Annotated in this window: 24 protein-coding genes and 1 tRNA gene; 24 read left to right on the top strand and 1 reads right to left on the bottom strand. The window is 70.4% G+C overall.

Annotated elements, in window-relative coordinates:
• Window positions 1-4 precede the first annotated feature (4 nt).
• A tRNA-Val gene (locus tag ACWKY3_RS03840) sits at window positions 5-79 on the bottom strand.
• Between the two features lie 955 nt (window positions 80-1,034).
• On the opposite strand from ACWKY3_RS03840, the gene cpaB (ACWKY3_RS03835) reads away from it, so the two are divergent.
• The 24 genes from cpaB (ACWKY3_RS03835) to ACWKY3_RS03720 all read left to right on the top strand — a co-directional run.
• Window positions 1,035-1,727, top strand: a complete 693-nt coding sequence (gene cpaB / locus ACWKY3_RS03835) for a Flp pilus assembly protein CpaB (RefSeq protein WP_449315096.1) — start codon at window positions 1,035-1,037, stop codon at window positions 1,725-1,727.
• Window positions 1,724-3,166, top strand: coding sequence for an AAA family ATPase (locus tag ACWKY3_RS03830; RefSeq protein ID WP_449315095.1), 1,443 nt, complete (start codon window positions 1,724-1,726; stop codon window positions 3,164-3,166). Before cpaB (ACWKY3_RS03835) ends, ACWKY3_RS03830 begins: the two co-directional genes overlap by 4 nt.
• Window positions 3,157-4,479: a CpaF family protein gene (locus tag ACWKY3_RS03825; RefSeq protein ID WP_449315094.1), complete on the top strand. Its 1,323-nt coding sequence runs from the start codon at window positions 3,157-3,159 to the stop codon at window positions 4,477-4,479. The genes ACWKY3_RS03830 and ACWKY3_RS03825 overlap by 10 nt, the downstream gene beginning before the upstream one ends.
• Window positions 4,449-5,420: a type II secretion system F family protein gene (locus tag ACWKY3_RS03820; RefSeq protein WP_449315093.1), complete on the top strand. Its 972-nt coding sequence runs from the start codon at window positions 4,449-4,451 to the stop codon at window positions 5,418-5,420. The genes ACWKY3_RS03825 and ACWKY3_RS03820 overlap by 31 nt, the downstream gene beginning before the upstream one ends.
• Window positions 5,420-6,364: a type II secretion system F family protein gene (locus tag ACWKY3_RS03815; RefSeq protein ID WP_449315092.1), complete on the top strand. Its 945-nt coding sequence runs from the start codon at window positions 5,420-5,422 to the stop codon at window positions 6,362-6,364. Before ACWKY3_RS03820 ends, ACWKY3_RS03815 begins: the two co-directional genes overlap by 1 nt.
• Window positions 6,365-6,396: 32 nt before the next feature.
• Window positions 6,397-6,597 (top strand): hypothetical protein, encoded by a 201-nt coding sequence (locus ACWKY3_RS03810; RefSeq protein ID WP_449315091.1) that lies wholly within the window; start codon window positions 6,397-6,399, stop codon window positions 6,595-6,597.
• A 56-nt stretch (window positions 6,598-6,653) separates the two neighbouring features.
• Complete coding sequence (locus tag ACWKY3_RS03805) at window positions 6,654-6,821, top strand: hypothetical protein (protein ID WP_449315090.1); 168 nt, start codon at window positions 6,654-6,656, stop codon at window positions 6,819-6,821.
• Window positions 6,822-6,861: 40 nt separating this feature from the next.
• Window positions 6,862-7,446 (top strand): TadE/TadG family type IV pilus assembly protein, encoded by a 585-nt coding sequence (locus ACWKY3_RS03800; protein ID WP_449315089.1) that lies wholly within the window; start codon window positions 6,862-6,864, stop codon window positions 7,444-7,446.
• The gene (locus ACWKY3_RS03795) at window positions 7,443-9,566 is read left to right on the top strand and encodes a pilus assembly protein TadG-related protein (RefSeq protein WP_449315088.1); all 2,124 of its coding nucleotides are present in this window, start codon (window positions 7,443-7,445) and stop codon (window positions 9,564-9,566) included. Before ACWKY3_RS03800 ends, ACWKY3_RS03795 begins: the two co-directional genes overlap by 4 nt.
• A complete protein-coding gene (locus ACWKY3_RS03790) occupies window positions 9,563-9,994 on the top strand; it encodes a hypothetical protein (protein ID WP_449315087.1) in 432 nt (143 codons plus the stop codon). Before ACWKY3_RS03795 ends, ACWKY3_RS03790 begins: the two co-directional genes overlap by 4 nt.
• Window positions 9,991-10,518: a hypothetical protein gene (locus ACWKY3_RS03785; protein ID WP_449315086.1), complete on the top strand. Its 528-nt coding sequence runs from the start codon at window positions 9,991-9,993 to the stop codon at window positions 10,516-10,518. Before ACWKY3_RS03790 ends, ACWKY3_RS03785 begins: the two co-directional genes overlap by 4 nt.
• Before the next feature lie 2 nt (window positions 10,519-10,520).
• Window positions 10,521-10,868 carry a DUF192 domain-containing protein gene (locus tag ACWKY3_RS03780; protein WP_449315085.1) on the top strand — a complete coding sequence of 116 codons (348 nt, stop codon included), beginning with the start codon at window positions 10,521-10,523 and terminating at the stop codon, window positions 10,866-10,868.
• Window positions 10,865-11,515 (top strand): hypothetical protein, encoded by a 651-nt coding sequence (locus tag ACWKY3_RS03775; RefSeq protein WP_449315084.1) that lies wholly within the window; start codon window positions 10,865-10,867, stop codon window positions 11,513-11,515. The genes ACWKY3_RS03780 and ACWKY3_RS03775 overlap by 4 nt, the downstream gene beginning before the upstream one ends.
• Window positions 11,512-12,399: a prepilin peptidase gene (locus ACWKY3_RS03770; RefSeq protein WP_449315083.1), complete on the top strand. Its 888-nt coding sequence runs from the start codon at window positions 11,512-11,514 to the stop codon at window positions 12,397-12,399. The genes ACWKY3_RS03775 and ACWKY3_RS03770 overlap by 4 nt, the downstream gene beginning before the upstream one ends.
• Before the next feature lie 84 nt (window positions 12,400-12,483).
• Complete coding sequence (locus tag ACWKY3_RS03765) at window positions 12,484-12,714, top strand: hypothetical protein (protein WP_449315082.1); 231 nt, start codon at window positions 12,484-12,486, stop codon at window positions 12,712-12,714.
• A gap of 11 nt (window positions 12,715-12,725) precedes the next feature.
• Window positions 12,726-13,250, top strand: a complete 525-nt coding sequence (locus ACWKY3_RS03760) for a TadE/TadG family type IV pilus assembly protein (RefSeq protein ID WP_449315081.1) — start codon at window positions 12,726-12,728, stop codon at window positions 13,248-13,250.
• Window positions 13,247-13,726, top strand: coding sequence for a TadE family protein (locus tag ACWKY3_RS03755; protein WP_449315080.1), 480 nt, complete (start codon window positions 13,247-13,249; stop codon window positions 13,724-13,726). Before ACWKY3_RS03760 ends, ACWKY3_RS03755 begins: the two co-directional genes overlap by 4 nt.
• A gap of 32 nt (window positions 13,727-13,758) precedes the next feature.
• The gene (locus ACWKY3_RS03750) at window positions 13,759-14,331 is read left to right on the top strand and encodes a hypothetical protein (protein WP_449315079.1); all 573 of its coding nucleotides are present in this window, start codon (window positions 13,759-13,761) and stop codon (window positions 14,329-14,331) included.
• A gap of 16 nt (window positions 14,332-14,347) precedes the next feature.
• Window positions 14,348-15,229, top strand: coding sequence for a Flp pilus assembly protein CpaB (cpaB, locus tag ACWKY3_RS03745; RefSeq protein ID WP_449315078.1), 882 nt, complete (start codon window positions 14,348-14,350; stop codon window positions 15,227-15,229).
• On the top strand, window positions 15,222-16,541 hold the full coding sequence (locus tag ACWKY3_RS03740) for a CpaF family protein (protein ID WP_449315077.1): 1,320 nt from the start codon (window positions 15,222-15,224) through the stop codon (window positions 16,539-16,541). The genes cpaB (ACWKY3_RS03745) and ACWKY3_RS03740 overlap by 8 nt, the downstream gene beginning before the upstream one ends.
• A gap of 39 nt (window positions 16,542-16,580) precedes the next feature.
• Window positions 16,581-17,492 (top strand): type II secretion system F family protein, encoded by a 912-nt coding sequence (locus tag ACWKY3_RS03735; RefSeq protein ID WP_449315076.1) that lies wholly within the window; start codon window positions 16,581-16,583, stop codon window positions 17,490-17,492.
• 58 nt (window positions 17,493-17,550) lie between these two features.
• Window positions 17,551-18,492 carry a type II secretion system F family protein gene (locus ACWKY3_RS03730; RefSeq protein WP_449315075.1) on the top strand — a complete coding sequence of 314 codons (942 nt, stop codon included), beginning with the start codon at window positions 17,551-17,553 and terminating at the stop codon, window positions 18,490-18,492.
• A 68-nt stretch (window positions 18,493-18,560) separates the two neighbouring features.
• Entirely contained in the window at window positions 18,561-19,091 is a 531-nt protein-coding gene (locus tag ACWKY3_RS03725; protein ID WP_449315074.1) for a hypothetical protein, read from the top strand.
• Window positions 19,088-20,901, top strand: a 1,814-nt coding sequence (locus ACWKY3_RS03720; RefSeq protein WP_449315073.1) for an InlB B-repeat-containing protein, incomplete at its 3' end; no start/stop codon positions are given. The genes ACWKY3_RS03725 and ACWKY3_RS03720, both read left to right, overlap by 4 nt.

Here is a 20,901-nt window from a genome sequence, read left to right as displayed (position 1 = left end):
TTCGTGGTGGTCGGTGAGGGATTTGAACCCCCGACCTTGTGCTTGTAAGGCACCTGCGCTCCCGCTGCGCCAACCGACCGGCTGATCCGTCTTTCGACGGCTTTCCATTCTGCCATAAATGACGGGCCGCTGCAAACGGGCGCCTTCGGGCGGAGGGGTTCGCGCGGACGCGCGGCAGGCGCGTCGAAAACGGAGAACGCGTTGGCGTCGTGCGCTCGGAGGGGCTTGCGCGGGCGGCGCGGTCGGATGCTGCGCTTTGGGCCAAGGGCGCGTCCGCCCGCGCGGCCTCTTCGCTAAACACCGTTGGCATAGGCCGGCTGCGCCCGCAGATTGGTCACAAACGACGCCCTGTGGCACGCGCGGGGCCGGTTTTGCATCCTTCGCGCTCTCCGCATCCGGAGAAACACCAGGTCGCGAGAATCGAGCGGTCCACCAGAGCGCCGGATCGACCGCCCGGAGTGCCACAGGGCGCAGTTTGCGACCAACTTGCGGACGGCCCTTCGCCGAGCCGCCTCCGGCGGGTTCGTGCCAACGTCGGCTTAGCGGAGATCGCGCGGCGCTTTGGCCGCAAATCGCACCCGGCGACGCTCAAAGCGGCCAAAAGCGCGCGCGACGGCGACGCCGGATTTTCGCGAACTGGGCTTACTCTTTTCCCTTGCCTCGCCGAAAAGCCGGCGAGGGTTCCCTTCGCCGGCGTGGGGTTCCTCCTCTCCCTCCGGCGCCTTTTCGCCTTGGCGCGGCGCGCGATCGTCCGGCGCCTGTTTCCACAGCGGTGCGGAAAGGTTTTCCACCGCGTCGCGCGGCTTCTGCGGCGGCGGGGACCCGCGCTCTTACCTGCGGAGCTGGATCCGCGTTGGATTTTCGCTGGAGGCGCGCTTGATCGGCGTTGGATTCGCAGCGGAAGCGGGCGGCATTCGCGTTGGAAGCGCGTTGGAGGCGCGTTGGGAAAAGGCGGCTTTCCATGGTGAACTGTGCCATGTATCTGCTAGATGAGCAGGTCATACTGGTATCGGGCAATCATGGGAAGGGACGACATGAAGCGAAACAGGACGGCGGTTTTCGGAGTGCTGTGCGGCCTTGTCTGCGCGGCGTGCGTGGTTGGGTACACGCAGAGCGTGCGCGGGGAGGCCGATGCGGCGCGCGCCGAGGCCCTTGCCCGCTACGGGGGCGAGCAGCTGGAGGTGTGCGTGGCGAAGCGCGACATCGCCGCGGGGGAGACGGTGGACGCCGGGGCGGTGGAGAGCCGCCTGTGGGTGGCCGACCTGCTTCCGGGCGAGGCGATCCGCGACGCCTCCCAGGCGGTGGGCAAGAAGGCGTCGTCGGCCATCCTGGCCGGCGAGGTCCTTTCGGAGCGGCGGTTTCAGGAGGTCGGTTCGCAGATAGACGTGCCCGAGGGCCTGAGCGCCGTGAGCGTTCCCGCGAAGGACGTCCAGGCGGTGGGAGGCGCGGTGTCGACGGGGAGCCGGGTGGACATGTACGCCACCGGAGGCACCTCCACCGACGTGATAGCGGACGACGTGCTGGTGCTGGCCACGAGCGCAAGTTCCGCAGAGGGCTCCTCGGATGCCGAGGTGGCGTGGATCACCATCGCCGTGGAGGCGGAGTCCGTCCAGGAGATCGTGGCTGCGGCGCAGCGGGCGGAGCTGTACTTCGCCTTGCCGAGCGAGGCGTCGGGGCAAAGCGGCGCCGAGGGCGATGCGCCCGGCGAGGGGAGGGGCGACTTATGACGATGTCTCTGGTGGCGCTGTGCGCCGACTCAACGTGCTTGCAGCATCCGGAGGCCATGGGCCTTGCCGGGGAGAACCTTGCCTCGCAGGAGTGGCTGAGGCTGTTCTCGACGCCCGAGGAGGCGCGGCGGTTTTTGGGAAACGACACGCTTGTCGACGAGGTGTGGGTGGTTTCGAGCGAGGGCGTGTCCCCCATCAACCTGGCCGCCTCGCTCAAGCGTGACCGGCCGGAGAGGGTTGTGTGCCTGGTTTCGTTTCAGGAGACGGGGTCTTTGAAAAGCCGCGCGAGCGCTGCGGGGATCGACGCGTCGTTGACGAGGCAGGCGTTCGTCGCGCGCTATGCGCGCAGAAAGCAGGCGGCCGCGTTGCGGTCGTTCGGCGGACGGCCTCAGACGACGGGCTTTCCATGTGCGTCCGGACCCTCGCTTCGCGTCGCCGAAGCGCCTGCTGCCGGCTGCGCGCCCACGTTGCAGACGGGTCCTGCGGCTGCGGCGAAGGCGGGGACGGCTGCGGCCGCGCCTTGCGACGCCGCCCCCGCCTTCGCGCACGATGTCGGCGAGGCCGGGAACGAGCGGAGCCGGTTCGCTCAGGGACGAGCCCCGGCGCTCGCGCGAGAGTCCCGTCGCGCCTCCGCCTTCTTCATGCCCGTGGCAAGCGGCAGCGGGGGTGCGGGGAAAAGCACGGTGGCGGCGCTCGCGGCCATCCTCTCGCAGGGGCTTGGGTTCGACACCTTGCTGGTGGACTTCGACCTCCAGTTCGGGGACATGCCCGCCTTGCTGGGAGTGCGGGATCCTCTGCGCATGGAGGAGGTTTTGGAGGCTCCGGGGAAACTATCGTCCCTGCGGCCCGAGAAGGGGTTGCCGGCCCTGCTGGCCGCCCCCAGGCGGCTCGAGGACTCCGAGGTGGTGGTGGGGGCCGCCCCGCAGCTGCTCGACCAGCTGTCCCAGCGGTTCGACGTGGTGATCTGCAACACCGGGGCGGCCTGGGCGGAGCAGCACGCCATCCTGCTCGAGCGCAGCTCGAAAGCGCTGCTCCTCGTGGACCAGCGTGCCTCGTCGCTGAGGGCGTGCAAGCACGCGCTCGATCTGTGCGCGCGGTGCGGCATCGCCACGAACCCGTTCGTGTTCGCCCTCAACAGGTGCGCGAAGGGAGCCCCCCTCACGTCCATCGACGTGTCGTGCGCGCTTCAAGGCGCCCATGTGGCCGAGCTTAAGGACGGAGGACGCGACGTGGAGGACCTGCTGGGATCGGGGGTTCCGTTCGAGCTTCTGGAATCGAGGAACGATCTGTGCACGAGCCTCGAGCGGCTCATGCTCAACCTTCTGCCCGGCGCGGAGGCCTCCGGTCGCGGCGACGACTCCGCGACGCGCGCGGCCGGACGCCGGTTGCTGAAAGGGCGCGCTCCCCGCAGGAGAAAGCGGGGTGCGCCATGTCTTTGACGAGCCGCGTGCGGGCGGCGGACGGGGCGGGCGCGCGTTCTGGCTTCGGAGGCGCCCTGGGCTTGGACGAGCTGAAAGATGGGATGCAGTCGTTCGTGTCGGTGGACGACCTCGCCGTCATGATGCGGGACAATCCCAGTCGGGCGCGCAACGAGATCAGAAGCGCGTGCCGGCAGGTCTTCGAGGGCCAAGCCTGGGCGGACGTCCCGGAGGGCCGTCGGGAGGAGCTTGCGGGGCAGCTGGTGGACGAGGTGCTCGGGTTCGGCCCTTTGGAGCCGCTTCTGGCGGACGACGCCGTCACGGAGATCATGGTGAACGGTCCGGAGGAGGTGTATTTCGAGAAGGAGGGGAAGCTGCGCCGCAGCGCCCAGCGCTTCGCGGACGCCGATCAGCTCCGCGCCCTCATCGACCGCGTGCTGGGTCCGTTGGGCCGTCGGGTCGACGAGGCGTCTCCTCTGGTCAACGCGCGTCTTCCCGAGGGGCATCGCGTGCACGTGGTCATCCCTCCGCTTGCGCTCGACGGCCCCGTGATGACGGTGAGGAAGTTCGCGAAGCGGGTCATGACGCTCGAGGACATGATGGGCATGGGGTCGTTCGACGGGGCCATGCGGAGGTTTTTGGTGTGGGCCGTGCGCGCCAGGAAGAGCATCGCCGTCTCGGGCGGAACCGGCAGCGGGAAGACCACCCTGCTCAACGCTTTGTCGTGCGTGCTACCCGAAGGGGAGCGCATCATCACGATAGAGGATTCGGCCGAGCTGCGGTTCCTCGAGCATGCGCACGTGGTGCGCCTGGAGGCTCGCCCCCGCAACGCCGAGGGGATGGGCGAGGTGACCATCCGCGATCTCGTGATCAACGCGTTGCGCATGCGGCCCGACCGCATCGTGGTGGGCGAGTGCCGAGGCGCCGAAGCGCTGGACATGCTCCAGGCCATGAACACAGGGCACGACGGGTCGCTGACCACGTTGCATGCGAACTCGCCCGCCGACGTGGTGGCCCGGCTCACCACGATGGTGCGCTACGCGGTCGATCTGCCGGTCGATGTCATAGAGGCCAACGTGGCCGGCGCCTTCGACGTGGTGGTGCAGACGGCGCGGTCGTTGGACGGGTCGCGCTTCGTGTCGGAGGTGGCGGAGCTTGCGTTCGACGACGAGCGCCGCCGCTGCGGCACCAGGACGCTGTTCAGGCGCGACGTTTCGGATGAGGAGGGGAGGTGGCTGGCCCCTCCCCGGTGGCTTGGCGAGCTGTGCCGGAAGGGTCTTGCGATGGAGGAGGAGGTGGAGTCGTGGAGGTATGCGGCGCGATTGGCGGCGTAGGGGTCCTGGCCGCGTTCGGATGCGGGTCGGTGCTGGGGTCTTTGGCGGCCGCGCGTGCGCGGAACGGCCGAAGGACGGCGTTCTTCGAGGCTGGGGAGGGGCGATCGGGCCGTCTGGCATGGCGTGCGCGCAACGGGGTGGGATGGGCGAAGCCCGCCGCAAGGGCCCTTTTGCGCAGCCCTCGGCTGTCCGATCTGGCCGAGGAGGCGGTGTGGGCCGTGGAGCTGCGGGGGTTGAGGACCGCTCCCGAGCCCCTCGTCTCCTTGTTCTTTGCGCTCGTTGTCCTCGTCGCGCTCGGAGCGACCCTCGTCTCGTCGTCTTTGGCATGTGGGGCGGCGGTGGCCGCGTGCGCATGCGCGGCCGCGCTCGCTTGGGCGGGGTCGGCGCGGGATAGGCGCCGCGAGGCGGCGCGGGAGGCGGTGCCCGACGCCTTGCGGGCCATGGACGCGTGCTTTCGGTCGGGCCTTTCGCTTCTGCAAACGTTTCAGCAGCTGGCAGGCGAGGCGCAGGGTCCTTTGCGCCCTCTGTTCGAGCGCGCCGCCCACCGTATGGAGGCGGGGCGGGGCGCGCGGGAGGCCCTGGGCGCCCTGCGCAGCGGATCGACCGTGCCGGAGCTTTCGTTCGTGGCGGTGGCCCTTGACGTTCAACATCAGGTGGGCGGCAGCATGAGGCAGGTGCTCGATGCCGCCAGGGCCACGGTGGAGGGCGAGCTTGAGCTGAGGAGGTCTTTGCGCGTGCAGACGGCGCAGGCGAAGCTCTCCGCGCGCGTGGTCAGCGTCATGCCCTTTGTGCTCATAGCCGTGTTCTCCTTGGTGAGCGAGGGGTTCCTCGACCCTTTCTTCTCCAGTGCCGCAGGGCTTGCGCTGCTGGGGCTGGCCTTGGCGATGCAGGCGGGCGGCATCTTCGCGGTGCGCCGCATGCTGGCGGTGGAGGTGGACTGATGGAGGTTGGGACGGCGGCGTGGGGGTTTGCGGCGGCGGCCGCGCTGTTCGGAGGCGCGGGCGGGTGGTGTTTGTCGGTGGCGTGGGCGCGCGCCCGTGAAGCGGCCCTGCGCCGCCGGCGCGGCAGGGCGCGGGCGTTTCCCGCCGGCCGGGAAGGCGCCCCCGGCATGCCGCAGGGGCGCGTGCTCGGCTACGCGGCAAAGATGAGCAAAAGGCTTGCGCTGGGGGCGGTGCCGTCGCCTTTGGGGAGGGCCGGGCGCCGCTTGGCGGCGAGGTGGCTGGACGGAAGGTCCCGCAGGGCGGGCGTGGAGGGCGTCGTGACGCCCGAGGGGCTTGCCGAGGCGTCGGCCCGCCTCGGGGGCGCGGCTGCTGCGGCTGGGGCGCTTGCGGGGGCGCTGTTCTCTGCGGAGCTGGCGCTGCTCGGCTGCGTCATCGGCGCGGCAGCGGGCGCCGCGTCCGTTCCACGCGCGATCGGAAGGGCCGAGCGGAGGAGGGTCGAGGCGCTTGAGAGGAGCCTTTCAGAGATGCTCGAGACCGTTTCGCTGGGGTTGCGCAGCGGGCTGTCGTTCGACCGCAGCTTCCAGCTTTACGGCGAGCATTTCGACGTTCCCTTTGCCCGCGAGTGCGCGGCAGCGCAAAGATCCTGGTCGCTTGGCCTTGCAACGCGCGAAGACGCGCTGCGCGACCTGGCGGCGTCGTACGGATCCCCCCTGCTTGTGCGCGTGATGGAGGCAACGGCGAGGTCGCTGAGGTTCGGCTCGTCCCTTGTCGAGGTGCTGGAGTCGGCGGCGGCCGACGCGCGTGCCGAGCGACGGGCCCATGTGGAGGAACGGGTGGCGAAGGCCCCGGTGAAGATGATGGTGCCCACGGGCGCGCTCATCCTCCCCGCCATGCTGCTGCTCGTGCTGGGTCCCGTGCTGCTTGAGTTGATGGAAGGGTTTTGAGATGAAGGACGCGAGAAGAAGGAGGTTTTCCCATGGATCGGTATCGGATGTGCTTGGCGAAGGCTGCGTGCTGGGCGGGCAGGCTGAGGCGCGGCGAGACGGGGCAGGGCACCACGGAGTACGCCATTTTGGTGGGCGTGCTGGTGGTCATAGCCATCATCGCCATCACGGTGTTCCGCCCCAAGCTGCAGGAGCTGTGGGATGCCATAGCGGAGGGCATAAACGGGCTGTGACAAGGGCCTTTCTTTGCGCACCGCACGGGGCGCGGGGAGAGGCGGGGCAGTCGACGGTGGAGTACGCGCTGGTGACGGTGGCGTTTCTCTCCATGATCGTCGGCTTGGCCGCGCTGTGGAGGATGCTCGACGCCGCCGCCCTCGTGGAGCACGCGCTGGTATCGGCGTCGCACCACGTGCAGGCGTCCGCGCCGGGCGGCGTGGCGGATGTGTTTCTGTACTAGGCGCATAGGGCGCAAACGGGTTTCGGAAAGGGGGACGGTCGTGGCGAAGGTCGAAGGCGGGGGCGCGTGCGTCCTCGCGGCCGCCGTTCGAAAGCGGTCTGCGGCGCGCTGCGCCTGGTGCGCGAGGCGCTCCTTAGACGGGCAGGCGACGGTGGAGGCCGCGTTTCTCATCCCGGTTCTGCTGATCGGGCTGCTGCTGCTCGTGCAGCCGGGCATTCTTCTGTACGACCGCATGGTCATGGGGGCGGCGGCCTCCGAGGCATGCCGGCTTCTGGCCACCAAGACGGATGCCGCCGGGGATATGGAGGAGTCCTGCCGGGCGTTCGTGATGCACCGGCTGGGCTCGGTGCCGCCCGTCTCCTGCTTCCATGTGCACGAGGGGGGCTGCAGTTGGGAGGTGGCGTTTCAAGGAGACGAGCGATCGGAGGCGGTCGAGGTGACCATTGCGAACGAGGTGCGCCCTCTGCCCCTGCTGGGGGCGGGCGGTGCCCTGCTCGGCATCCTGAACGACCGGGGCAACTTCGAGGTCAGGGTGAGTTGCTCGCAGTCGACGCAGCCGGATTGGGTCGGCGGCGCGGCGGCGGGCCGCGATCCGGCCGGCTGGATAGGGGCGTGGGCGGCATGACGCGGCGAGATCCGTTTCGGGACGAATCCGGCATGACCACGGTGGGCATGGCGCTGTCGCTGCTCCTCACCTTGTCGCTCGTGTTCTCGGCGGCCCAGGTCCAGCGCGTTTCATCGGCGTCTTCCGAGGTGCAGAGCGTGGCCGACGCCGCGGCGCTGGCCGCCCAGAACGAGGTGGCGGAGTTCATGATCGTCGTGCGGGCATGCGATGCGGTGGTCCTGTCCATGACGCTCACGAGCCTTGCGGCCACGGGGTTGGGGGTGGCTGCCCTGTGCACGCCCGCGACGGCGCCCGCGTCCGAGGCGCTGCTCAAGGCGGGACGCGACGTGGCCCGCGCTCGCGACGGGTTCTCGGAGAAGGCCTCGGCGGGGCTCAACCGGCTGCAGCGCCTGCTGCCGTTCATGGCGGCTGCGAACGCCGCGTCGGTTGCGGCCGCCAACAACAAATCCGCTTCCAACTACCTCGCGCTCGCCCTGCTGATGCCCGACGAGGGGAAGGAGATCGGCGTGGGCGGGGCCGAGGGGGTTGAAGAGGCGCAGGACGCCGCCGACCGCGACGCCGACGGGATCCGTCGCGCCGCCGAGGAGGCCGAGCGCGCCGCCGAGAAGGCCAACGAGGCGAAGCGGCGCGCCTTCGAGCGCGACTGCGGGGCGAATCCCGTGTACTGCATGTACGAGCGCGCCTCCGCGCTCGCCTCGATGACCGGGGCGGAGAATCCGCTGTACCGCAGCGTCGACGCTTGGTCGTTCTCGGTGGCCCTTGACCGGGCCAAGGCGTATTACCCGCGCCGCCTTGCGCTCGAGACCCCCGAGGGGCCGTCGGTGGAGGAGCAGGCTCGCTCCGCGTTGCGCGCGCGGTTCTACGCGCATGCGGTCGAGGAGATCTCTCGCGGATACGTGCGCGAGGAGGGGGACTCGTTCGAGGCGCTCTTCCCCTTCCTTCCCAGAAACACCGACGAGATGCGCGCGACCGACCTCTACACCGAGGTCGCGTACCCGTGCACGGCCGACGAGGAGGGGAGGACGGTCATGCACGCCTGGCCGGGCTGCCCGGCCGCATCGGGGGCGACGACCCTCGGGTCCATCGCCGAGATGGAGCGCGGCGCGTACCCCGTGTGCGGCGAATGCGGGTTCTCGGCGTCTGCCATGGGCAAGGTGGCCGCCGCGTCCACCTCCGTCGAGAACGGCTTCGAGCACCACTACCGGGCCGTGGCTGAGGCCGCGAAGGACTACGAGGAGGCGATGCGCGACCTGGCGCCGCTCAAAGCGGAGGTGAAGGGCCGTGCCGAGGGGCTGTTCGACGAGGTGCGCAAGGCGTTGGGAAACGTCGGCGGCATGCGCATAGACGCCCTGCCGCCCGGCAGCTCGGGCGTTGTCGTCCTGGTGGCCAACACGGGGAGCCAGGCGGCCTCCGCAGGGTTTGCAAGCCCGTTCGTGGCGAACGCGGGGACGCTGGGCGCGCGGGCGGCCGTCTCCGCGGCCACGCTTCTGGCCGAGCCTGCGGGCGAGGCGGGGGACGTCGTCTCCTCGATGCTCGACGGCCTGGCGGACGGCGGCGCGGCGACGGGGGCGCTGAGCTTGGTGCTCGATTGCTGGTCCGGGCTTTTGCGGGCGTACTCCGACGGGCAGAAGGCGCTCGACGGCGCCGTCTCCTCGGCGCTTGACGGGTTTCCCCTCTCCGGCGCGAGCGGTTTGGGGTCGTGGGCGGCGGGCGCTTTGCGATCGGCGGTGTCGGCGGCGGGCTTGGAGCCGGCGAACCTCGACGCCCTCAAGCCCGTTCTGGTGAACTCGGCGCACGTCGCCTCGTCCGATGCCGGGGCGGTGGCGGCGCGCCTGATGTCGCTCAAGGAGCGTGCCGTCGCCCATCCGCTTGGATCGAACGACGTGTTCTCGTCGGTGGTCTCGGCCTTCGAGGAGCGGGCGGTGGAGGCCATCTGGTCCGCCGACGGGAAAGTGGAGGTGGCTGTTGTGGAGCTGTTCGGGGGCGGGGGTCCGTCCGTCACGGTGGAGGTGGCGCTTCCCCCCGCCGTCAGGGACGCGGCGACGGATGTCGTGCAGCGCATGGCCGACGGCGTGAGGGACGTCTACGCGCAGATCACGGGGGTGAGGGTATGGGAGTGAGAAGGAGGGTTCGCGACGAGGGCCAGATGACCGTCGAGCTTGCGGTGGCGCTTCCGGTGCTTGTGGCGGTGGCGGCCGTGGCGGTGAACGCGCTGCTCGCGTTCTCGGAGTGCGCGGCGTTCGACAACGCCTTTCGCGACGCCGTGCGCCTCAACGCCACCTCCCCGGCCTACGGGCAGGGGCTGGAGCAGAGCAGGGCCGCCGTGCAGTCCGATCTGGAGGGCGCGTTCAACCGGTCGTTCGAGTCGGTGCAGGTGGCCGTGGAGGGCGCGTCCGGCGGGCATGTCCGCTTCACGGCGACGCTCGAGGTTTCCCCCACCCTGTTCGGGCTTGGTCTGAAAAGGTCGGTGTTCGGGGTGGAGCTTCCAAAGCTCGTCCACAGCGCGGAGCTTGCGGTGGACCGCTACCATCCGGGGGTGCTCGTATGAGGGCTTCGTCGGCGGAGGAGGCGCAGGTTCGCCGCGCGCGGCGGGCGTGCCTTGCCGTCGGCTTCCTGCTGGCGGCCTCGGCGTTGGCGGCCGCAGCGTCTTGCGCATCTCGGCCGGGCGTTGCGCGCGAGGCGGCGCGGGGGTCGACGTGGGCGGGCCCGGCAGGCACGGACGACTTGGGCCTTGAGGAGGTCCTCGCCGCCAAGGACGTGGTCGAGGGGCTTCCCGACGGCTTCGAGGACGGGTTGGCGGTTCCCTCCGAATGCCTGGACGTGCGCTCGGAGCAGCGCGAGGACGGAGGCGTTGCGGGTTTCGTCGTCCGCTCCAACGCCGCGCGGGCCTACGAGGAGGTTCGGGACGCCCTCGTGGCGAAAGGCTGGACGGCGGTGGAGAGCGGATCGGGCTGCAGCGGATCGTTTTCCAAGGCGTCCGGACCGTATAGATGGGCGTTCGTCTCCAGCGTGGGGGCGGGCGGGTGCGCGAGCGTCGTCGTGCAGTACGCGACGGCGGAAGAAGGGAGTTGAACATGGAGAAGGGAAACGAAACGGGCATCGAGGGCGCGGTCCCCTTGTCCTTGGCGGGCAGGATCTCGCGCAGGGCGCGCGGGCTTTTGCTCTCGGAGCCAAGCGAAGGGATGCTTCTGCTCATGCCGTGCAGCGACGTTCACACAGCGGGCATGAGGCATAAGCTCGATGTGGCGTTTGTGGATGCGACAGGCTTGGTGCTGGAGGCCCATCGGGATGTTGGGCCGTTTCGCAGGCTCCGCAAGCGGGGCGCGGCCGCCGTGGTGGAGCGGTTCTCGTCATGCTCGGGTCCTTGGTTCGAGGAAGGGGACCGCGTGGGGATGGTCCGTTTGGAAGGAGGAAGGCCGTGAAAGTGTGTCCGACATGCGGCGCGGGGGCGTTTGACGATGCCGAGGTGTGCTACGGGTGCCTCCATCGCTACCAAGAGGGCGGTCCCGGCCAGGGACCCGGCGCTCCCGATGCGGGGCGGCCCCGTCCGGTTGAGGCGGCGGGCGTCGCCGAGGCTCCTGCCGCCGTTGCGGCGGGGGAGGGGCCGGCCCTGCGCGCGCCCCTCCCTTCGGGGGCCGTTGCGGCGACGCTTCGGCCGGAGGTCCTTCAGCCGACGGTCGCGCGGGAGGCGTCTGGGGAGTGCGGCTTGCTTGCGTCGGGCGACCCGTCTGAAAGGGAAGCTGCCGGCGGGGTCGGCGATGTGCGGGACGAGCTTCTCTTCGGGCGCTTTGGCTGGACGGTCCGCTTCGAGCTTCCGGGATTCGCCCCCCTCTTAGACGGGGAGGAGGGATCGTCTGCCGGGGGCGCTTCCCGCTCCACGCGATGCGCGCTGCTCAGGCAGGATGCGAAGCTGCGCGACGATTCCGATTGCGGGCTTATCATCCGCTTCCAGCCTGAGGCCGTGCGGGAGGCGGGGGAGGGCCGCCGCAGGCGCCCCGTGCGGGGGAGCCATGCGAAGGCTGCGGCTGCGGGTACGGGCGGGGTCGTTTCGGACCCGGATCGCCGATGATCGGATGGGTCGTGCAGGTGGTCGGGGGCCTGGCGTGCGGCGCGGCCGTGGGGGCTTTGGTCGTGCCGCAGGCCGCCGACGCGCTGCTGGGGCGTGCCTACCGTCGATCGAGGTCGTGGTGGTGGGATTCGTTTCGCCTCTACCGGGCGGCGAGGAAGGCGTCTCGGCGCGCGGGCGAAGCGTCTGCGGATGAAGGCGGCCCCTTCGCCGCGTGGCTGGACGATTCGCTGCGCGCGGCCGGGCAGGGGACGCTTGCCCGCGAGCGGGCGATTGCGCTGAGGGGCGAGGGGCTTCCCGCCGATCCCGAGCGGGCCGTCCGCACCGAGCGGCAGCAGAAGGAGCGCTGCTCGTTCGCGCCGACGCGTCGCCGGAGGGCGGCCTGCGCGGCGGCGGGCGCCGTTGCGGGGGCGGCTTTGGCGGCTGCGGCCCTGCCTTGGGCCTCGGCGCTGGCTGCCGGCGTCTGCGCGACGGCCATGCTGGTGGCGGTGGCGTGCGATCTGAAGGCGCGCATGATCCCCCTCGAGTGCTGCGCTGCGCTTGCGGCGGCGGGAGGGGCGCTCCAGGCGCTGGCCGCAGGGCCGGCGGGCCTTGCGGCGGGCCTCGTGTTCGCGGCCGTCGCGGCGGGCGCGTGCCTTGCGGCGAACCGGGTGGCGGGCCGAGGGCGCGCGCTTCCCGTCGGCCACGGCGACATACGCTGCATGGCGGCGCTGTCCCTTGCGACGGGCGCGGCGGCGCCTGCGGGCCTGCTCGCGTGCTACATGTCGGCTGCGGCGTTTTCTTTGGCGGGGTTGGCTGCAAGAAGGCTCACGCTCAGATCAGGCATACCCGTGGCGCCGTTTTTGTCGCTGTGGCTGGCGTGCGGAGTGGCCTGCCTCGCGTGTTGAGGCCGCCCGTCCCGGCGCGGCGCGTCCGGCCGGGCGGAGAAGGAAGGACCCGCCGATGGGCGGGAGACGAAGATGGGAGGAACCATGAGGGAGACGAGGGATTTCTGCACGAGGGCGGACGGGGTGCGGGCCATGCTCGTGCGCGGCGAGGAGGACGGGGGGTCTGAGATCGTGCAGACCGTCATCGTCTTGGGGTTCGCCGTTGGGCTGGGCGCCGCCCTGCTCCTTTTGCAGGGAAACATCCAGGGTGCCATCACGCAGGCGGGGACGGCCGTGACGGACATGTTCTCGAAGATCACGTCCGGCGCGGCATGAGCGGATCGGCCTTGGGTTCCGCCCCGCCGGGCCTCGGGCGGCGTCGCAACGGCGAAGCCGGGGGCAGCGTCGTCATGTTCGTGGCGACGCTGCCCGTCCTGTTCGCGTTCCTGTGCGCGATCGTCGATCTGGGCCGCGTGGTGTTTTTAGGGATAGCGCTCTGCGACGCGGCCCATGAGGCGTGCCGGGTCGCATCCGGCCTTCCGGTTGCGGCCGTGTCCGAGGAGGATCTGCTTGACGCGGCCCTCCAAGCCTCCCCGGCGCTTGCGGGGGAGGGGCTTCGGCTTTCAGCGAGCGTGTCCTACGGCGATGCGGAGGACGCCTCCTACGTCCACCACGCCTTCGACGAGGCGTCCGGGACGTTTCAGGAGCGCCTTGTGCGAACCCGGCGGCGGAGCGTGTCGGTTGAGCTCGAGCTTTCAGGGAGCTTCCTCACGCCCGTCGGGGACCTTGTGGCGGCGGCGGACGGAGGGGCTTTGGCGCTTGGAGCGCAGGCGAGGGGGCTTGTTGGAGAAAGCGAGGAGGGTGCGCGATGAGGGGCCGGGAACATGGGGGAGAGACGGTGCAGTTCGCTTTGACGGTCCCCCTCTTTCTGCTCGTGTTGCTTGGGATCGTCCAGGTCGGCGGCATGACGCTGGTCGCAAGCCAGCTCTCCTCCGAGGTCACGCGCTCGTGCCGGCAGCTCGATGTCGCCGGCTTGCAGCAGGCTGCGGACAAAGGGCGCTTCGTCGAAGAGGAGATCCTCGGCGCCTCCACCCAGTTGGCGGCGGAAAGCCTGCACGTCTCGGACGTCAGGGTGGAGTGGCGCCAGGACGAAAGCGGGTCTGTTCTGGGCGAGGGGCTCTCGTCCGACCAGAGCACGTCGGTGGCCAGGCTCTCCTACGCGCTTCGCTACGACGTGCCCTCCGCGCTCGATATCCCCGGGTTGTCGGGGCAGTCCCTGTTTCGCCACGTGGACTGCACGTACGTCGCGGGGCGCGTGGTGGAGGTGAGCGTGGAGGAGGGGCCATGAGGACGCGGTCGCTTTCGCCCGAAAGGGGGAGCATGGCGCCCCTTGCCGTGGCTGCGGTGTTCGTTTTGATCGCGGCGTTGTCGTTCGCGGTGGACCAGGGCATCGCGTATGCGGCGAAGGCGCGGCAGGAAAACGCGCTCGACTCCGCCCGTTCGGCGTGCATGGACGCCTCGTTCGCGCTGGCGGCGAAAAACGCCCAGGATCCCGGGCGCCAGATCGCCGAGACCGTCGTACGCGCGGTGCGCGCCCAGGGGTTCTTGGGGCGGACGACCGTGTGGTTCTACGAGGCCGCCTCGCAAGAGGTGCCGAAGGCGGAGCGGCTGTGGGCCGTGGGCGTGCAGCTTGAGGAGGAGGCGGAGACGGTGTTCGCGCGGGGGTTCGGGCTGGAGGGCATCCCCGTGGCGTCCCATAAGGTGATCGTGGCCCGACCGTACGCGAGCGAGGTCGCGTGGAGGCCGCAGGAGCGGCTGTGCGGGCGCTACGAGGTCGAGGCGGGCCAAGCCGCCGCCTCCGCGTCGTTCGCCCAGCTCGACTCCGCAGGGGAGTTCCCTGCGGAGATGGCCGACGCCATTCGCGAAGCGCTGGCGGACGGGGAGGGGCAATGACGAAAGGAGCTGTTTCATGAACGAAGGATCGGCGGAGCGCGCCGTGCGGGGAACGGGATTCTCCGCACGCGCGTCGAACGCGGACGCCGTCCGCTACGGCGATGGCGCGGAGCCCCGGTTCCGCAGGGGCAATCCCGTGCGAGACGACGAGCAGGAGCGGACCCGCGCCGCCTCCCTAGGGTCCGGTCGGCCGGGGGAGAGGGGGCTAGACGTCCGTCGCGCCAAGCGGCTGGCCGCAGTCGCGGCGGCGTCCGCTGCGGTCGCTTTCGCGTCCGTCGCCTACGGGTTGTGGGCCCACGCCTCTTCGAGCGCGGCGGTCGGGGCCGCCACCTCCGGCGCGCAGCCGACGCTGGTGGCGGCTGCCGACATACGGGCGGGGGACGCGCTGACGGAGCAGACGGTGCGGTTGGAAGACGTCCCTGCGGCGTTTCGCTCCCCTGCGGCCCTGGGCGCCGACGCCTTGCAGCAAGGTTCCGCCCTCGGGAGCCGCGCTTTGGTGGACATACCGGCGGGGTCCCAGATAACGGCTTCGTTCGTGACCGGATCGGGCGGCGGGCGGCTGGCCGCCGATCTGGGCGCCGGCATGGAGGCCGTCACGATCGGCGTGGATTCGGAGACGGGCTTGGCGGGAAGGATCAGGGTCTACGACGTGGTGCGCGTGGTGTCGGCCGAGGGCGCCTCGGCGGGGACGTCCCTTTTGACCACGCTGTGCGACAGCGCCCGTGTTGTGGCGGTGGGGGACGAGGCGTCCGCGGCAGGGGCGCCCTACACGTCTGTGACGGTGGAGGTGGACCCGTCCCAGGCCGACGCGGTGCGCGAGGCGCAGTACGCCGGAAAGGTGAGCCTGGTCCTCCTGTCCGCCCAAGACGCGCTCGGGGAAGGTGAGGCGCATGGATAGGGCGTCCGAGCGAGCTTTGAAGCGCGGCGTCCGCGAGGAGGTCGCCGCAGCGCTGCGCGGCCAACAGGCGGGGCCGGAGGTTGTCGAGCGCCTGATCAGGGAAACGGTGGACAGGATCGCGCTCGAATGGGGGGCAAGGCTCTCCCCGTTGGAGTCCGAGGCGCTCTCCCAGGCCATGATCGACGACTTCCTCCACTACGGACCCTTGCAGCCCCTGCTCGACGACGCCTCTATCACCGAGATCATGGTGAACGGGGGAGGCGTGGACGCAAGCGATCCGTCGATGCCGTTTCTGGACCCGGTCGTCTACGTCGAACGGGCGGGCCGCATCGAGCGGAGGGCGGACGTCGTCTTCGACGACGCGAACCATGTCCGCCGCATCATCGGCAAGATAGCCGAGCAGGCAGGCATGCGCTGCGACGAGTCGCATGCCATGGGGTGCGCCATGCTGCCTGGGGGTCGGGCACGCGCGACCTACGTGATCCCTCCCATAGCGCCCGACGGGCCCGCGCTCAACGTGCGGACGTTCGCGACGGATGTGATGAGCGTGGACGACCTCATGCGTGCCGGCGCGCTTCCCGGGGCCATGGCGGAGTTTCTGTGCTCGGCGGTGCAGGCGCGCTGCCCCGTGGTCATATCGGGGGGCACCGGATCGGGCAAGACCACGCTTCTGGGGGCGCTTTCGGGGTTCATCCCCTCCGAGGAGCGCGTCATCACGATAGAGGACACGCCCGAGCTGCGTCTGCGGACGCCCCATACCGAGCGGATGCAGACGCGCGAGGCGAACTCCGAGGGAGAGGGCGCGGTGAGCATGCGCGACCTTGTGGCGCTGTCCCTGCGCCGTCGCCCCGACCGCATCATCGTGGGGGAGTGCCGGGGCGCCGAGGCCTACGACATGCTGCAGGCCATGCAGACCGACCACCCGGGCTCTATGACCACGGTCCATGCGAACGACCCTGGAAACGCCATCAGCCGGTTGCGGACGATGGTGGGCTACGCCGACGGGGATCTGAGCCGGGAGGTGATCGTCCAGCAGATAGCCGAGTCTTTGCAAGGCGGGCTGATCGTCCATGTGGAGCGATTGCGGGACGGCTCGCGCAAGGTGACCGACGTCGTGGCCGTGGATCCGCTGCCCGAAGGAAGCTCGGTCATACCGCGCGCCCAGCTGTTCTCGTTCGAAGTCGAGGGCTACGACGGGCTGGGCCGCATCGTCGGGGCATGGAGGTCGCACGGGGTCCAGCCACAGCGCATCAGGGAGCGCATGCGGGATGCGGGCGTTTGGTACGACCCCGCCTGGTTTTTCGAAGGATGATGCGGTTATGGGAAAGCTGGGAGGAAGGAGGCGGGGGCGATGGACGTGACGGCTGCGGCGCTGCTGGCGGCGGCAGGCGCGCTGGCCGCTTCGGCGTGGGTCCTGTACCGGGGGGAGCGCGCGGAGCAGCGAAGGCGCGCGTTCGACGAAAAGGGGCTCTACGCGTCCGGCGCGGCCGCCGCGTCCCGTCCGCGCGCTTCCCGATCTCCGCTCGGGAGGAAGCTGCACGAGGCGGGGATCGACGACGCGCCCGCGCTCTGGTGCGCCCGAACCGTTGCGGCGGCGCTTGTCGCGGGGGCCGCAGCCTGGGCCTTATCCTCTGCTCCGGCGGTCGGGGCCGTGCTGGCGGCGGCGACGCTCGTCTGCCTGTCCGCGCGCCTCGCCGTGCTCAGGAAGCGGCGCATGGGCCTTCTGGAGGCGCAGTTCGCACGCATGCTGCCGCAGGTGGCGGCGAACGTGCGCGGGGCGCTCACCCTGGAGCGCGCGCTGCGGTCGGCGGCCGCCCACGCCGACGATCCGCTGCGCGAGGAGCTTGCCCGCGTCTTGGCCGATACGGCGTACGGAAGGCCGCTCGCCGCGTCGCTTGAGGAGATGGCGCTTCGCACGGGCAGCCTCGACGTCAAGGCGTTCGCGGCGGCCGTGCGCATACAGCAGCGGTTCGGCGGGGCCATCGCCCCGGCCGTGGACATGGTGGCCTCGCATGCCGACGCGCGTCTGGGCACCAAACGGGAGCTGAGGACGGAGTTGGCCGGAACCCGCTTGGCCAAGTGGTTCGTTGCGGGGTCCATGCCGGCCATCTTCATGATCATGCACGCGACCAACGAGGATTTCTCCCGCTTCTATGCGCAAGAGCCCCTGGGATGGGCCCTTGTGGCGCTGGCGGCGCTCCTCGAGGCGATCGGGCTGTTCGCGTGCCATCGCATCACGAAGGTGGACGGAGCGGGGGTGTAGGGACGTGCGCGGGTTCGAGCCGTGCGGATGGGCTGCGTTGGGAAGGGAGGCGGTTTGCATGGAAGGTGTCGTGTTCGGGGCTTTGCTCGCGGGAGGGGCGCTGCTTGGCTTTGCGCTGTACGGGGCGCTTATCCGCGGGGTCGCCGCAGTCGGCCCGGGATCGTCTGGGGGGCTGCGGCCGGGGAGGGAGGGCGCTGGGCCGAAGGATGGGTCCAGGCGCCGCCTCCGCGCTGTGCTGTCGCGCGCCGAGGGGGTCCTGGCCGCTTTGGCGGACGTGCTCGATCGCATCGCGCCCCTTGGCCGGGCGGAGGCCGACGCGAGCAGGGAGCGGCTGGAGAGGGCCGGCCTGTCTATTTCGCCGGGTGTGTGGAGGAGCGCGCGCGTGGCATGCGTCGTCATCGGGGGATCCGTCGCGCAGCTTTCCTTGGCGGCGCTCGGGGCCGCTCCCGGCGTCTGCGCCGCCGGGGTCTTAGGCGGCGCCGGGGCCGGATGGGCAGGGTCCTCGCGGTGGATCGCGCGCAGGGAGCGAGATCGGCTCCGCGCCGTCGACACGCGGCTGCCGGACGCCATGGAGCTGCTGAGCGTCGCCATTGCGGCGGGATCTCCCGTCGAGCAGTGCTTCCGGGAGGTTGCGGCCGGGCTTGACGGTCCTGTGGCCGAGGAGTTCTCCCGTATCGACCAGGAGGTGAACCTGCTGGGGCATCCGCGCGAGGCCGCCCTGGAGAACATGACCAAGCGGTGCCGGAGCCGGGAGGTGGGGTCGTTCGTCGCGCAGATGAGGCAGTCCATCGTCCAGGGGACGTCGGTGGCGGAGGGGCTTGCCAGGCAGGCGGCCCTTGCGCGCGCGGAGGCGCAGGCGGACGCCATCGAGCGGATACGCAAGATGCCGACGAAGCTGGACGTCGTGCTGTCGATGTGCTTTTTGCCGCCGACGGTGGCGCTGGTGGTTGCGCCGACCGTGGTCAACCTGCTGGCGTTTCTGGGCGACACCATGGGGTGAGGAGGACGAGGATGAGGTATGCGGGAAGGGGCCTTCGGGCGAAAACGGCGTTGGGGCGGCCCTCGGCCATGCGGCGGATCGCGGTCGGCGCAGCGGCGCTGCTGGCTCTTGCGGGCGCTATCGCGTGGGCTGCGGTCCAAGCGGCGGGGGAGGCGGACGGTTCTCGGCAGACGCGTCCTGCCGCAGTGACGCTGGAGGTGGAGGTGTCCTGCGAAGGATGGAGCGACGGCTCGCCTCTCGGCGTGTTCGTGTCGGGGTTCTCGCTCGACGGTCGAAAGGTGGAGGAGCACCTCGTTTTGGAGGGGCCGGGGACGGCGAGCGTGCCGGTGCAAGAGGGGTTCTACGAGGCGTCGCTGCAGCGTCCCCTTGCCATGTCCGCCGACGGAGCGGTCTTTTCGGCGGGGGACCCGGCCACAGTGCGCGTCGACGGCTCCGCCGGATCGTCGCACGTGGCGCTTTCCTACGCCGCCGTCGACGCGGCGGGGCTGTCCGACGACGATCTGTCCGCGATAGCGCGGGAGAGCTTCGCCGACGAGGCGCAGGCCCAGGCGGCGTTGGAGCGCGCGCGGGAGCAGCGCGCCGGAAAGGGGGAATCGTGAGGGAGGCTTTCGGCAGCTTCGGAAAAGGGCGGATCGCGGCGCGGTTGGCGGCGTTCGCCATCGCCTCGCTGTGCGCGGCGCTGTGCCTTGCCGCAGCGCCGCTTCAAGAGGCCCATGCGTACTCGTACGTGCAGACGGACACGGGGCGCGTCTTCAACAGGCATTGGATCCGCGCCGATTCGAGCGGGCTTGCGGAGTTCGTTGCGGCCGACCCGCACGGTCCCCGTTTCTACATGCCTTCTTTCGACGGAGGTCCAGCGGGTTGGAACGGACGCGTGTCCGGCGTCGATTTCCCCCTGTACAACGCCACCGACGGCAGGGGATGGACGAGCTGCTGGGGATCTCCGTGGTCGGGGACGCGCGGCGGGGCCAACTTCGGCCACGGCGTGACCGACACGAACCGCGAGGCGGAGGCGAACGGCGCCGGCTGGGGCTGCTTGGCCACCTACGCCTACCGCTATGCGAAAAGCGGGTTCTTCACGGGCGAGAACGGCCTGGACGATCTGTACTATAGCCACATGTACGTCCACACCGAGGGGGACGGCTGGGGAGGCTTCGCCAACTCCTACGGCGGGGCGGCCGATTTCTGGCCGCGGGTGAGGATCGTCTACGACAAGAACACGACCGCCGCGGTGGCGAACCTGCCCGCAGCCCACTACAAGTACATGGGCAACGCGGCCAACGTGTCGTCTGCGAAGCCGACGCGCGCGGGCTACACCTTCGAGGGATGGTCGCTTTCCAAGGGCGGTCCGGTGAACGTGGCCTCCGGCCAGCGGATAGGCTGCGAGGATTGGAACCTGCTGAAGCACATGGACGTGCCCCACGGCTGGAACGACGGCTTCGCGGACATCTATCCCGACGCCGGCGGCGGGATCCCGTCCCCCACCGGCAAAAACGTCATCACCCTCTACGCCCAGTGGAAGCCCGTCTCCTACACCGTGGCCTACGACGGCAACGGAGCCACCGCAGGTTCCACGGCCTCCTCGTCGCACGTTTACGATTCTCCGAAAGCGCTCACGGCAAACGGCTACAAGCGATCCTACGCGCTTTCGTGCTACGCGCAGGGGGGATCGGCGGGCGACCGGACGCTGGCGTGCGCATGGGCTTGGCGCGCTTGGAACGCGAAAGCCGACGGGGCGGGCGCGTCCTACGCGGACCGGGCCTCGGTCAAGAACCTTCGCTCGTCGGCGGGAACGGCGACGCTCTACGCCCAGTGGGATCCGGGCAGCGTCGTCCTGCCCGACCCCGGCACGAAGGAGGGATGCGTGTTCGAGGGTTGGCGCACCGCCCCCGACGGGGGAACGCTTTTGGGTTGGCCGGGAGATGCGGTGTCCATCTCCTCCGACACCGCCTGCTACGCCCAGTGGAGACGCCTCGCGCCCGTCTCGTACTTCGCGGACGGGGAGGCCGACCCCGTGTTCCAGGAGAGCGTGGAGCCGAACGCGGCGTACATGGCGAACGCCCGGGCCGCGGCCGCTGCGGCCAAGGAGGGCTGCGACGGGTTCGACGGGTGGTACGTCGACGAGGAATGCTCCGTGCGCTTCGAGGACGGAACGCCCGTCCCGGCTGAGGGGCTTCGGCTCTACGGGCGCAACCGCGTGACCGTGAGCTACGGGATGACCGACCGCTCGCGCGAGCTGCTCGCGGGGCGCGACCTGTTCTCCGACGAGGCGCTCAGCACGTCCGTGGAGACGGACGGCCTGCTTCCCGCTCCTCTTTCCTGTTTCTACGGCGACAGGGTGTCGTTCGCACGGGGTCCGAGCGCGTGGTTTTTCGAGCGCGGCCGGGCGCGCGGGGCCGTCTGCGGGCC

This window comes from Rubneribacter sp. (assembly GCF_965361815.1).
Note: the sequence above shows the minus strand (reverse complement) of the source record. Positions and strands in the feature narration are given on the sequence as shown.

Bases quoted from the DNA above. Each gene is read 5' to 3' on its own strand.
- ACWKY3_RS03780 (WP_449315085.1), top strand. From the start codon at position 10,521: ATGGAGAAGGGAAACGAAACGGGCATCGAGGGCGCGGTCCCCTTGTCC.
- ACWKY3_RS03825 (WP_449315094.1), top strand. From the start codon at position 3,157: ATGTCTTTGACGAGCCGCGTGCGGGCGGCGGACGGGGCGGGCGCGCGT.
- ACWKY3_RS03785 (WP_449315086.1), top strand. From the start codon at position 9,991: ATGAGGGCTTCGTCGGCGGAGGAGGCGCAGGTTCGCCGCGCGCGGCGG.
- ACWKY3_RS03810 (WP_449315091.1), top strand. From the start codon at position 6,397: ATGGATCGGTATCGGATGTGCTTGGCGAAGGCTGCGTGCTGGGCGGGC.
- ACWKY3_RS03765 (WP_449315082.1), top strand. From the start codon at position 12,484: ATGAGGGAGACGAGGGATTTCTGCACGAGGGCGGACGGGGTGCGGGCC.
- ACWKY3_RS03730 (WP_449315075.1), top strand. From the start codon at position 17,551: ATGGAAGGTGTCGTGTTCGGGGCTTTGCTCGCGGGAGGGGCGCTGCTT.
- ACWKY3_RS03735 (WP_449315076.1), top strand. From the start codon at position 16,581: ATGGACGTGACGGCTGCGGCGCTGCTGGCGGCGGCAGGCGCGCTGGCC.
- cpaB (WP_449315096.1), top strand. From the start codon at position 1,035: ATGAAGCGAAACAGGACGGCGGTTTTCGGAGTGCTGTGCGGCCTTGTC.
- ACWKY3_RS03815 (WP_449315092.1), top strand. From the start codon at position 5,420: ATGGAGGTTGGGACGGCGGCGTGGGGGTTTGCGGCGGCGGCCGCGCTG.
- ACWKY3_RS03830 (WP_449315095.1), top strand. From the start codon at position 1,724: ATGACGATGTCTCTGGTGGCGCTGTGCGCCGACTCAACGTGCTTGCAG.
- ACWKY3_RS03750 (WP_449315079.1), top strand. From the start codon at position 13,759: ATGGCGCCCCTTGCCGTGGCTGCGGTGTTCGTTTTGATCGCGGCGTTG.
- ACWKY3_RS03755 (WP_449315080.1), top strand. From the start codon at position 13,247: ATGAGGGGCCGGGAACATGGGGGAGAGACGGTGCAGTTCGCTTTGACG.
- cpaB (WP_449315078.1), top strand. From the start codon at position 14,348: ATGAACGAAGGATCGGCGGAGCGCGCCGTGCGGGGAACGGGATTCTCC.
- ACWKY3_RS03725 (WP_449315074.1), top strand. From the start codon at position 18,561: ATGCGGCGGATCGCGGTCGGCGCAGCGGCGCTGCTGGCTCTTGCGGGC.
- ACWKY3_RS03740 (WP_449315077.1), top strand. From the start codon at position 15,222: ATGGATAGGGCGTCCGAGCGAGCTTTGAAGCGCGGCGTCCGCGAGGAG.
- ACWKY3_RS03795 (WP_449315088.1), top strand. From the start codon at position 7,443: ATGACGCGGCGAGATCCGTTTCGGGACGAATCCGGCATGACCACGGTG.
- ACWKY3_RS03770 (WP_449315083.1), top strand. From the start codon at position 11,512: ATGATCGGATGGGTCGTGCAGGTGGTCGGGGGCCTGGCGTGCGGCGCG.